This window comes from Clostridium guangxiense (genome assembly GCF_021043395.1).
Taxonomy (GTDB): Bacteria; Bacillota; Clostridia; order Clostridiales; family Clostridiaceae; genus Clostridium_S; species Clostridium_S guangxiense.
In genome coordinates, this window is record NZ_JAJNKE010000025.1 from 16,468 (window position 1) to 29,317 (window position 12,850).

A 12,850-nucleotide genomic window follows, 5' to 3' on the forward strand; every position below is an offset into this window, starting at 1 on the left:
ATATTAGTTTTCTCTATAATCTGGGGTTTGGGCGGTTAGCCCATGTGATATCTAAACCAAATATTAGTTTTCTCTATAATCTGGGGTTTGGGCGGTTAGCCCATGTGATATCTAAACCAAATATTAGTTTTCTCTATTTTGAATGTATTAGAGAGCTAGTAACCGTATTTCAACTAATAGTACAAAATGGGGCATATACTTCATTTTTTTGGTTTACTAAAGTAACCTCTTCTTTATTAAGATAGTCTCATCACTTGTTCTGGGAAATTCATCAGCGCATCAGGCTTATCTAATTTTTCCACATGTGCCTCAGCGTCAATTCTTAAAATATATTTTTGTTCTTTAGTAGACATGAACCATTTTGGCTTACCATTTATAACAAAATGTACATACATATCATGCAAAATATCTCCTGATTTTTTCACTTCCTCTTGTGATAAGACTTCAAGAAGCATTTCTGGCATGCTATCTTCCCACAGTGCCATGATGTCAAATGCATGAAGCGCAGGTTGTAATTCATAACTGTACTGCCATACTGGAAGTCCTCTTTCTATTAAAATATCAGCTAATTTATAAGTGTGAGTTCTATACATATAATCAGAGATGATATCGCATTTCTTTTGAATTTTATCTTTTTCAGTGATGTCATTAAAAATTTTGCTAAATTCTTTTTCTGCATATACCGAATTATCACCAAAAAGCTGTTTAGCTATTTTGCTGAACTCTTCATTCTTAGTAAAGTAGCTGTACCATCCGCATTCATTTTTATTACAGCCAATAACTACGCTGCCTTTCCATCCATCTTCCTTTTTAATGTCCTGGCTCCAGGTACTTTGAATTACAACATCATCAGCCACAGGCCCAAAATAACAAGTAGATGCACTGCTGCTGCAAAACTCTTCATTTGCTTTCATTAAGCTGTCATTTTCTATAGTAAGTATATCTTCAATATTATTAAGCTTTAAAATCTTAAGAAAGCGTTTTGTTATTTCATGTGCAGTCTTGGTATCTCTTATGCTTTGAATTCCGCCACTTGATAATATAGCACTATGAAACAAAGCTTTGGATTCTTTTGCTACCATAAGTGCACCAATAGATTTAGCACCAGCAGATTCACCAATCACTGTAATTCTATTTGAATCGCCGCCAAAGGCAGCTGCATTATTATAAATCCACTTTAATGCTGCTATTTGGTCTAATGTACCGTTATTACCTGAAGTCTTGTATTTATCCCCAAGCTCTTCTCCTAAGTAAAGATAGCCCCACACTCCTACACGATAATTAAAACCTATATAGACAAAAGGCTCTCCCCTTAATAACCCGACCCCAGTCTTCACCTTTTTATCAGCTCCACCATTTTGAAACGCTCCACCGTATATATCAACAATAATAGGAAGTTTTCCTTTAAGATCTGGCGTAAATATATTCATACTTAAGCAGTCATTTGACATACCAAATTCCTCTTTTGCCTCTTTAGAACTTTGCCAGCATCTTGCACCACATTTAAAAGCCTTAAAAGTTTCCTTCCACTTTACTTCATGAGGTGGACAAAATCTCTTTGCCTTTGCAAATGGGATTCCAAGAAAAATTTGATATCCGTTTGAAACAAAGCCTTGAACTTTACCACTTGTGGTTTTTATAATATCTGTAACTATCATACAGTACTACCACCTTTCAAAAATAATCTTAGGGCTAAAACCTGCTTTCTTGCAAAATTCACTTAAAAACTCTGAAATCATAGTTGATGTAGCAAGAAAACTGAACTTTTCCTATGCAGAATCTCTCAAAGCTTAAGGACAGCACAAATGATAGAAGATAACAAAATAATTATCGGCTCTATCAACACTTATCTTGAACTAAAGATAAACCATAGGTGAGTAAACATGTACGAGGCTTAGGCTTTGCCCATTATCCTTCTATACCTTAAGCAAGTACTCGTTTAAAATTACCATTTAGATTTATAGAATTTTTTTAATGTTGCAAAGCAGTATCACTTTGCATTATTTATATAATGTTAACTAAAATAAAATTATCCTTTAACTGATCCAACCATTCCAGCTACAAACTGCTTTTGCATTAAAAAGAATACTAGAGCTGTAGGAAGTGTGGCTATTACTATTCCTGCCATAATCATTCCATAATCCGGTGTATAGGAGGAACCCATAGTTGAAATAATAAGAGGTACTGTTCTCTTTTCTGGGCTTTGAAGTGCAATAAGAGGCCACATATAATTATTCCAGCTAGACATAAATGTAATAATTGCCCCTGCTGCATAAGTTGATTTCATTACTGGAACATAAATTCTTGTGAATATCTGAAATTCATTTAATCCATCTATACGCCCTGCCTCCAAAATATCTTTAGGAAATGCCTTTGTATTTTGTCTAAAAAAGAATACTAAAAATGCAGTTGATATACTAGGAATTATCACTGAAGACATTGTATTTAAACCTACAATTTTAAAACTGCTGAACATTTTAAACAAAGGTACCATAAGTGCAGCAAATGGAACCATCATAGATAATAGCAATATATTAAATACTTTATCTCTAGCTTTACTTCTATATATTTCAAATCCATAACCTGCCAAAGATGAAACGGTCAACGCTAATATAGTTGTAATAATTGCTATTTTAGCCGAATTCCATATAGATAATGCGAAATTCAAATCAGAGCTAAAAAGATTATGAATGTTTTGGATAAAATAAGTTCCTGGAATTAAAGAACCTTTTGTAACATCTATTGATTTATTAGTCATACTTATAATCATCCATAAAAATGGAAAAATTGATATTATCGATATTAAAATTAAAAATATATATTCAAGCACCCTTTTACCATTTTTCATTTTTCATCACCTGCCACTTTAAATTGTATTATTGACAATATTATAATCATAACCACAATAGTGTAAGAAACTGCAGCTGCATATCCAAAATTAGAACTATATTTAAAGCTCAAATTATATATATACTGAGATATAGTAGTAGTTGCATTTCCCGGTCCACCTTGTGTTATATTCATAACTTCATCAAATAATTGAAGAGTTCCTATAGTTGAAGTAATAGTTGTAAACAAAATTATTGGTTTTAAAAGTGGTACAGTTATATTAAAAAATTGTTTTGCCGCCGATGCTCCATCTATTTTAGCCGCTTCATAAATCGATGCATCAATGTTTTGAAGTCCTGCTAAATAAAAAATCATATTATATCCAGTCCAGCGCCAGGTTATTGCAATAATTATTGTGATTTTAGCCCAAAATGGACTTGTAAGCCATTCTATTGGAGTAGCTATCAAGTGAATTTGCATTAAAAGTTTATTCATTAGTCCATCACTTGCAAATAAACTTTTAAATATTACAGAATATGCTACTAATGAGGTTACGCAAGGTAGAAATATTGCTGTCCTAAAAAACCCCTTTCCTTTAATTTTTTTATCATTTAAAAGAACAGATATAAATAAAGCAAGTAAAATCATTATAGGAACTTGTACTACTAAATAAATTAGAGTATTTGTAACTGCTTTTTTAAAAATTTTATCAGTAAATAATCTTTTATAATTTGAAAGTCCTGAAAATTTCAAATTATTCCCCACGCCTGATTTTAATGAGGTAATAAAAGCCTGGACCATAGGATAAAAAACAAATGTAATTATAAGTACTATGCTTAATATTGTAAAAAGCCAGCCTACAGCATTATATTTTTTCTGTAAGGCATTTTTCTTGTTAATACTCAATTTAAAGCCTCCTTTTTAGCAATATACTAGATAAATCCCTTGAAATGCAGAAAGTGTGTATTTGAAATACATCCCGATAAACTGGAAGTTGATTCAGAGCACAGAGTACAAAGTACAGAGTACAGTGAAGGTGGATTTACCTTTCGTTTCTCTCAAGTAAATCTTAGAACTTAATAGTGTCAGCTACGCTGAGCACTATATTTTAAGCGCTTTGCGTGCATTAAGTTTAAGATTTTTGTAGCGACAGCGGAGAAAAATCATCCTTCACTGTACTCTGTCCTCTGTACTTTGTACTCTGAGTTAAATTCCAGTTTGTCAGAATAACTTTGAATTAGTAATTCTAAAGTTCCAAACTGTCTAGCTATCTTTGCTACTTTGCTACAGCTGCTTCTGCTTGAGTCTGAGCATCCTTAAGAGCGGTATCTATATTGGCACCTTTTTTAACAATAGATTGAACTGTTGATGTCAAAATGTCTTCTATATTATAAGTGTATAATCCATAATTAACTGATGGTACTTGCTCTGTCCAATTAGAAAAATCCTGTAAAGTTTTTTGATTGTTATAAAACTCAACTGTTTTTTGATAATTTGATGTGGTTGAAGCAGATTTCAATGTACTTACAAGCCCAATCTTATCAGCAAGAGTATTAGCAAGCTCTTTGTTGCTTCCAAATGTCTCAGCAAGAAAATCAGCGGCTGCATCAGCATTTCCAACCTTCTTTAGAACATACCAGCCAGCACCTCCAATACTAGATGCATTTACTGAAGCAGATATTGTGCTAAGCTTTGGTATTGGAGCAATTGCCCACTTCTTACTTTGATCTGCTGCTTTAGTTATAGAACTTGAAATCCAACATCCTGTTGGTACAGATGCAACATCACCCTTTTGAAAGGCACTTACAAATTGATCCCAGTTTGAAACTGGCTTTACAATTCCAGCATCTATCATCTCTTTATAAATCTTAATGCCATCCTTTAAAGCCTCATTATTTTGCAGGTTTACAGTTTTTCCATCATCTTTTACATACCATTCTCCTGCTGACTGCATCATTATTCTAAGTATTCCTAAATCACTAGGATCTAGTGTAAGCATCTCCTTCCCTGTTTTTGCTTTTACAGCCTTACCAATTTCTATAAATTTATCCCAAGTAATGTTTTGCATATCTGATGTCTTATAACCCGCTTGCTCTATTAAATCAGTTCTATAGAATAAACCAGCTACACCACTATCAAAAGGAATTCCATACAGCTTGCCCTTATAGCTTTCTGGTTTAATTTTGTAATTCATAAAATTTGACTTACTTACTTTACTTGAAACGCCTTGAAACCAATCTGAATAAGATGTAAGAAAATTTTGTGCTCTATAATCTTCAATCAAAACTATATTGGGCAATCCAGAAGTAGTATTTGAACTTAAATTTGTATTCAATTTCTGAACTATATCATTTTGAGCCATCTCAACTACTTTTACTTTTACTTCTGGATGTTTCTTTTTATATATTGCCGCTGCTTCCTTCGCAGCAGGAACATTAAAAGTTCCATCCCATGCCCATACAACTAGCGATTTACTCCCGCTATTAGAAGCACTTTTATTTGATGTAGATGTACCACTTTGCCCACACGCCCCTAAACCCAGCGTCATAAATGCACTTAAAACAACAGCAATTATCTTTTTCGCTTTCATTAACTATTCCCCCTAAAAACTTAAATTCTATTTTAATCAACTTATAGGATTTACAGTTCAATTATTAAGTTGTGCATTCATCATAATGCCATGAATGCATCCATTTTGGAACATGCATAACTTAAGTTTGACCTTGTGAACCCTTTAGTTGTTAACCTTAAGTTAATTATAATTGAAATCGTTTAAATTTATTAGAAATATATTGATGTAAACTTGCTATATTTTGATGTGCTTAAATTATTGCCAAATTGTAAACTTGTATTTTTTTAAGATTCTATAAATATTTTTGTATACATTTACATAGGCTCTACTTTGCCATTCTATTAATTGAAATAAATCATTTATTATCTTATAATAAAATATAAACAGAGATAAACCATTTGAAACTTCAAATTGATTTTGGTAGTTAGACTGGTTTATATATAGTAACATAATACTGAATAGCTTTTAAAATCTTTAAGGGAGTTGATCTTGTTGGATAATTTATGCAAAATTTTGATAGTCGACGATGAATATCTATTAAGACAAGGCATAAAGCACCTTATAAATTGGGAAAAAGAAGGCTTTGAAATTACAGGAGAAGCTTCAAATGGAAAAGAAGCTATTGAACTTATAGACAAACTTAAACCTCATATAATTATTTCGGATGTTGTTATGCCTGTTATGGATGGTGTTGATCTTTCAAGAATAGTAAAGACAAAATACCCCGAAATACAAATTATAATTTTAAGCAGCTACAGCGATTTTAAATATGTAAAGGATACCTTTAAGCACGGTATAAATGATTATATATTAAAGCCTAAGTTAAAACCAGAAGATCTCATTTGCCTTTTAAAAAACACAGCTGCCAATATTCCAAATTTTGTTCTCTCAACTCCCAAAAACCTTGAAGAATTGAATTTAAAAAACTTTTTAAATAAACTAATATCTGGTTTTGATGCGACTCTAGATCAAAAAAAGATCAAAAAATTTTTCCCTTATAACTCTTTTTTACTACTAGGCACCAATTTAAAAAAGTCAATTATTAATACTTCTTCAAATTCTCTATCACTTAAAGCTATTTTATCTGAAACCTGTAAAGATAATTTAAACAATGTAGTTTATTACGAGATAAATGTAGACAGTAATTTATTTTTACTTCTAATAAATTTTGATTTAACAAATAAAAGTAATATTGCAAAAAAAATAGACAAAATTTATCTAAACACTTCAAATAAATTTTCAAAAATATTTTTTGTAGTCAGCAAAGTTTTTGACTCCATATATAAACTTAAAGATGTTTATATATATGACTTTAAGTCTACACTTGGATACAAATTTTATTTAAAGGGTAAAAACATAATATACTCAAAAGATATTTTAAAAAACGATTCAAAGTATAAATTTGATTTTAAATATTATTCAAATCAAGTTTACATGCTTAACCTTGAAGCTGCATTAAATTATTTAAAAAATTATATTTCCTTTTGTATAAAAAGTTTAACTATAAATGAATTTGATCTTAAGACACTTTTTGAAAATTCACTTTATAGCATCATCAACATATTAGATGAACTCAGTTTTAATATAGAAGAAATAAACGATTCCAAACGAGAATATTTTGAAAAAATAGATAATGCAGAGTCTGCTGATGAATTGATGGACTTTGTTGACGTTTTAGAAAATAAATTCAATGCATTATTAGAGCATCAAAAGAATTCTTTTAATAATCATATAATAAGCGAAATTATAGAATATATATACGAGCATTATGATGAGCAGCTTTCTCTAAAAGAACTGGCAAATAAATTCCATTTTAATTATTATTATCTTTCATCCTATTTTAGCTCTCATAGCAGTGAAGGTTTTAGTGAGTACTTAAACAAAGTTCGTGTAGAAAAAGCATCAAAGCTTTTATTTGATGAAAAAATACCAGTTTCCGAAATCAGCTATATGGTTGGATATTCAGATCACAGTTATTTTTGCAAAGTATTTAAAAAGTTAAAAAAATTAACTCCAAGTAAATATAGAAAACTTATTTTGGATAAAAAAAGAGGTTCTTATGTATAATTTAACAAAAAGACTTAAAAATAAAAGCCTATTTTTTACTTTGGCCACAATAATGCTTATAAGCAGTGTGAGCATTTCAATTATAACTGCAATAAGTATAATGAATATTTCAAAGAAAATATTTATAAATAATTTTAGTATATCAAGTACAAAAATTTTAAAGCAAATCCAAGCTAATTCTTCAGATTTAAATGATAAAATTATAAGTACAATAAATACTGTAAACAATAGTTGGGCCTTTAGACGTTACTTTAGTGAAAACATAACTGATCCATCAGAATTATTTTATGTAACCTATAATCTACAGCAGCATATAAAAATCAATGAACAGCTTTTAAATGATAACTATATAGAAATGCTGCTTGTAGGTAAAAATAATACTATTTATATAAGCAATAGCTCTTTGCTTACCACACCTGTTAGTGTAGTAAAAAATAATGTTATAACAAAAATAGCACTAAAAAATCCATATAGAGTTTTATATCAATATAACAATCATGGATTTACAAGTCTAACTAAAAATGACAGTGCAATAGTCGCTACAAAAGTTTTGTATGATCAATTAACAAAAAGCCCTTTTGGAGTAATATATATGACTATAAACGAAAAAGTTTTTAAAAAGCTTTATTCTAATTTCACTACTACAGGTAATGATGTTGCAGTTATATCTTCTAATGGTACTGTGGTTTCTTCCAGCATTAATAATATGATTGGAAGTAAAAATTATAATCTTTTAAATCTAGGCAAAGAAATCAAAAAAAATCATATTAAGTATTTAAATATAACTTTAAATAAAAAGAAATGCATAATATTATCAGAATATATGCCCATATATGATTTTTATCTTGTAAATATAATAGATACAAATAAAGCTTTAAGTGACATGTATAATACTAAACAAATAATATTGATTTGCTCAATAATAATTTTTATAACCTTTTCAATTTTATTTATGGTAACAAGAAAAACTACAGCACCTCTCAGAATTTTAGTAAAAGAAATGTCTAAAATTACTGAGTGCAACTTTAACAATCACATAAATCTTAAGGGTAGTCCCGAAATAACAAAGCTTAGTAGTTCCTTTAATTACATGCTTGATAGTCTTAACGATTACGTAGAAAAACTAATGCTAGCCCAAAAAAAACAAAGAAAAGCTGAATTGTCAGCCCTTCAAATGCAAATTAACCCTCATTTCATATATAATACTTTAGCCTCCATAAAATGGCTAATGCTAAAAGGTGATAAAGAAAAAACAGGTAGTACTATAGATTCTTTTATCTCTTTACTACAGAATACAATAAGTGATACAAGTGAAACAGTTACTGTAGAAAAAGAAATTCTTAATTTAAAAAATTATGTATTTATAAATGAAATGAGATACGGAGAAAAAATAAAGGTTAACTTTCATGTTTTTCCTCAATGCAATGAATATAAGCTTCCAAAACTCATGCTGCAGCCTTTTATAGAAAATGCTTTTTTTCATGCCTTTACAGGCGACGAAGAAGGACATATTCACGTATTTATATCAGAAAAAAGTAAAAATCTGCTCTGCGAAATAATTGATGATGGAATTGGTATAGATAAAACTGAATTATCAACTTTATTTTTATCAAAAACTTCAAAGCATAAGCACTTTACAGGAATAGGTATAAAAAATGTCGATGATAGAATCAAGCTTTTATATGGTGATAAATATGGTGTATCCATAAAAAGCAAACCTAACGTTGGAACTACAGTGAGCATAGTTTTGCCTATTATTTTATAAATTTATATGGTACAATTTAAATAATTATATGAAAATGTATACATTTATCTCACAAAATATTTAGGAGTGATCATGATGAACTTTTTAGTACTAGATGTTGGCGGTCAAGCCATAAAATATGCCATTATGAATGAAAAAGCAGAATTTATAGAAAAAAATCAAAGCCCTACCCCCGTTGATACATTAGAACATTTTATCGATACCATAGGCTCGATTTTTGACAAGTACAAAAACGTAATTTCTGGAATAGCTATAAGCATGCCTGGAAGAATTAATAGTAATACTGGATACTTATATACTGGAGGTGCTTTGGAATACAATAATGAAACAGAAATAGGAACTATCCTAAGTAAACGCTGCCCTGTTCCAATTTCAATAGAAAATGATGGAAAATGCGCTGCACTTGCAGAAGCTTGGGTTGGAAATCTTAAAGACTATGATGATGGTATTGTAGTAGTTCTTGGTACTGGCATCGGCGGTGGAATAATTAAAGATAAAAAACTTCTCAAAGGAAAGCATTTTATTGCTGGTGAATTTAGCTTTATTTTTACTAATAATCCTCCTTTATACGGAAAATCTACTCAAACTTTTGCAGACGATTGTGGAACATGTGGACTAACTATCCCCCTTGCAAGATCCAAGGATTTACCATTAGACAAAGTAGATGGTCGTAAGTTTTTTGAATACGCTAACAGCGGCGATGAAGACGCATTACGGATATTAGATGAATATTGTCATAAACTAGTTCTACAATTATATAACCTTCAGCATATTTATGACCCTGAAAAGTTTGCTATTGGGGGTGGAATAAGTAGACAAGATATATTATTTCAATACATTGAAAAGAATATTGAAAAATGCTCAACAGAAATAAAATACATGATAAAACCTGAAATAGTACGCTGCAAATTTTTTAATGATTCAAATTTAATTGGAGCACTGCATAATTATCTTATGCGATTCGGAAAATAAAAATATTGCGAAGTAACAGTATCTTGAGATATTAAATGGAAACTATAAATCTAAGGTGATGATTGTCAAAATTCTAAGAAGTTTCAATAACTCGCCTGTGGCTCAAACAGATTGAAACTTCTAAGCCTTTTAACAATCATCACCTAAGATTTATTAGCTTTCATTTAAATCATCTCTTCAATACTGTTACTTCGCTAAACCGGAAATGCAAGGTAAATTTTTCTCCGGTTCCCTACGAAAAATACGCTATAATCACTGTTAATCAATAAATGAGTGGACAAGTTCACACCAAAAATTCCGTAGGTACGGAGGAATTTTTTCCTTGCACTACCGTGGGAGCGAAGTAATACTGCTGAAGGAACGATTTAAAAAAATTCTAATAAATCTTGGTAAAAAAATCATAAAATACTTAGATATTTTAATTTGTTTGACCGATAGGAAGTTATTGAAATATCTTAGGATTTTATGATTTTTTTACCTTAGATTTATAGAATTTTTTTAATGTTGCAAAGCAGTATTACTTCGCAATATTTTTACTTTGTCATTACTTCTACTTATTGCTAATTTTATGATAATATCCATTAACTTTTGAAGCATCCTTGCTGTTGATTATAACAAAGCCATCTTTTAACATTACATATAAATACGGTCCCCTGTTCGTTTCAAGAAAAATATATCCATCGCCATACCCTGATACATTAAATCTACCTCTGTTTATATCCTCCATATTAAGTCCAGATATTTTGCTAAAATTAGGAATTGTATTTTTAATATATACTTTTTTTATGTCATTAAAATTAAAACTTGTTGATTCTAGACCTGATTTTATTTTTACTTCTTTTCCATTTACACTAACTTCTGTCTTTCCATTAAGTTCTATTCCAAAAATAATTCCTATAGGTATAATTGTCACTAGAATAATAACCAATATAACTATTAAGCCCAGCTTATTTTGTTTTTGCCTTGATCGTATTGAATTTTCATTCTCTGATAAAATGTATTTTCCGCTTCCTTTTACAGATACCATAACAAGCACCATTATCAAAATAAAAAAGATAATCAATGATATAATAAAGAACCTGTCATATTTAAAAAATAAATTTAAAAAGCCTAAAACTATTAAAAGTCCACCTATATACATAAGGTTTTTTCCATCAAACTTAGCAAGTCCCTCTCTATCATATTCTTTTGTTATATCATATCCAGAAAGTATTTCTATTTTCTTTGATTTATATAAAAATACTCCTATCCCCAATATTAAAACTCCACATAGAAAAAATGTTAAAAAGAGCATTAAATCCATCTCCTTTATTTTGTTATATTGGTATTATAACATATAGGTTTATAAAAAGCATGAAATTCTTAAACTATATTACAATGAAATGTTATAATTACAACAATATGGATCAATAAAGAAAATCTATACTCAATTTTTAACCTTTTAGCTTATCTATAAGCTCGCTTACAGACATTGAATGTGATGTAAACTTAGTGATATCTACTTTATTTTCAATAACCTTTTTAAGAAGCGGTAATTTTTTGGCATCGCCTATTATTATTGCCCCTACAATATGATTATCCTTTATAAATATTCTTTTGTACGACAAAGACATATCATCTCCATCAGTTAATGTAGTGCTGCACTGCTTCTCATCTACATTTCCTATAGAAAATAAAGAAATGTTAAAAGCATTTAAAGTTGTTACAGGTACTATCCCAGAGTACTTAACCTCTTTACCTGCTATATTGTATCCCGCAATTTTTCCCTGATTGGCTGCTGCGCTCCAGCTTCCCGATATTTTACCCTCAAATTCTGCAACATCACCAGCAGCATATACATCTTTTAATTTAGTTTGCATCATATTATTTACTATTACACCATGATTTAAACTTATTAGTGAATCTTGAAGGAAATCTATATTTGTCCTTATACCCACAGAATAAACTACCATATCACATTTTAAATTATCACCAGAATTTGTTAAAGCTTCTTTAACCTCACTTTCTCCAACGATGGTCTTAACCTGAGTATTCAAATGTACTTCTATATTAAAACTTTCAATAGCTCTTTGAAGAGTCCTTGAAGCTTTATCGTCAAGTTGTGCAGGCATTAATCGGTTTTGAAACTCAACTATAATAATTTTTTTCCCATGTTGATGGAGTACCCATGCAGTTTCTAAGCCTTGTATTCCTCCGCCTATGTTTAAAATCACTTCTTTTTCTCTTAAAGTATCTTGCAACTTTTTAATATCCTCTAACTTCCTTATTGAATATACTCCCGGCTTTTCTATACCTTGTATTGGAGGAATAAAATTATGAGCTCCACTTGCCAAAAGAAGCTTTTTATAGGAAAATTTACTTTCATCATCTAAAATAACCTTGTGGTTATCAGTATCAACTTTAATAACTGATCTACCTAAATACAAACTTACATTATTGGCTGCATACCAATCTTTTTTTTGCAAAAGAATTTTATCTTCCTCAAGATTCTCAAGCATACTTTTAGTTAATTTTATTCTGCTGTAAGGATAAAACTTTTCATCCCCAATAAGGATTATCTCCGATTCTTTATCATACTCTCTTATTGCCTTTATTGCATTTACAGCGGCAACTCCAGCTCCAACAATAATAATCCTGCAAGCCAC

General features: G+C 30.1%; 9 protein-coding genes. 3 read left to right on the top strand and 6 right to left on the bottom strand.

Annotation, left to right across the window (positions count from 1 at the left end; genetic code table 11):
* Positions 1-236 precede the first annotated feature (236 nt).
* The 4 genes from LQK79_RS13905 to LQK79_RS13920 all read right to left on the bottom strand — a co-directional run bounded on the left by LQK79_RS13905 (position 237) and on the right by LQK79_RS13920 (position 5,419).
* A complete protein-coding gene (locus LQK79_RS13905; protein ID WP_231016923.1) occupies positions 237-1,658 on the bottom strand; it encodes a carboxylesterase family protein in 1,422 nt (473 codons plus the stop codon).
* 371 nt (positions 1,659-2,029) lie between these two features.
* Entirely contained in the window at positions 2,030-2,848 is an 819-nt protein-coding gene (locus LQK79_RS13910; RefSeq protein ID WP_053242191.1) for a carbohydrate ABC transporter permease, read from the bottom strand.
* Positions 2,845-3,735, bottom strand: coding sequence for a carbohydrate ABC transporter permease (locus tag LQK79_RS13915; RefSeq protein ID WP_053242192.1), 891 nt, complete (start codon positions 3,733-3,735; stop codon positions 2,845-2,847). Before LQK79_RS13915 ends, LQK79_RS13910 begins: the two co-directional genes overlap by 4 nt.
* 370 nt (positions 3,736-4,105) lie before the next feature.
* Complete coding sequence (locus tag LQK79_RS13920; protein ID WP_053242193.1) at positions 4,106-5,419, bottom strand: ABC transporter substrate-binding protein; 1,314 nt, start codon at positions 5,417-5,419, stop codon at positions 4,106-4,108.
* Between the two features lie 474 nt (positions 5,420-5,893).
* Here LQK79_RS13920 and LQK79_RS13925 point away from each other — a divergent pair, with 474 nt between their 5' ends.
* The 3 genes from LQK79_RS13925 to LQK79_RS13935 all read left to right on the top strand — a co-directional run bounded on the left by LQK79_RS13925 (position 5,894) and on the right by LQK79_RS13935 (position 10,205).
* Complete coding sequence (locus tag LQK79_RS13925) at positions 5,894-7,468, top strand: response regulator transcription factor (protein ID WP_231016924.1); 1,575 nt, start codon at positions 5,894-5,896, stop codon at positions 7,466-7,468.
* Positions 7,461-9,233 (top strand): sensor histidine kinase, encoded by a 1,773-nt coding sequence (locus LQK79_RS13930; RefSeq protein ID WP_231016925.1) that lies wholly within the window; start codon positions 7,461-7,463, stop codon positions 9,231-9,233. The genes LQK79_RS13925 and LQK79_RS13930 overlap by 8 nt, the downstream gene beginning before the upstream one ends.
* 75 nt (positions 9,234-9,308) lie before the next feature.
* The gene (locus LQK79_RS13935) at positions 9,309-10,205 is read left to right on the top strand and encodes an ROK family protein (protein ID WP_053242050.1); all 897 of its coding nucleotides are present in this window, start codon (positions 9,309-9,311) and stop codon (positions 10,203-10,205) included.
* 550 nt (positions 10,206-10,755) lie between these two features.
* Here LQK79_RS13935 and LQK79_RS13940 read toward each other — a convergent pair.
* Together LQK79_RS13940 and LQK79_RS13945 are read right to left on the bottom strand one after the other, a co-directional pair.
* On the bottom strand, positions 10,756-11,499 hold the full coding sequence (locus LQK79_RS13940) for a DUF3784 domain-containing protein (RefSeq protein WP_231016926.1): 744 nt from the start codon (positions 11,497-11,499) through the stop codon (positions 10,756-10,758).
* A gap of 139 nt (positions 11,500-11,638) precedes the next feature.
* A complete protein-coding gene (locus LQK79_RS13945; protein WP_231016928.1) occupies positions 11,639-12,850 on the bottom strand; it encodes an NAD(P)/FAD-dependent oxidoreductase in 1,212 nt (403 codons plus the stop codon).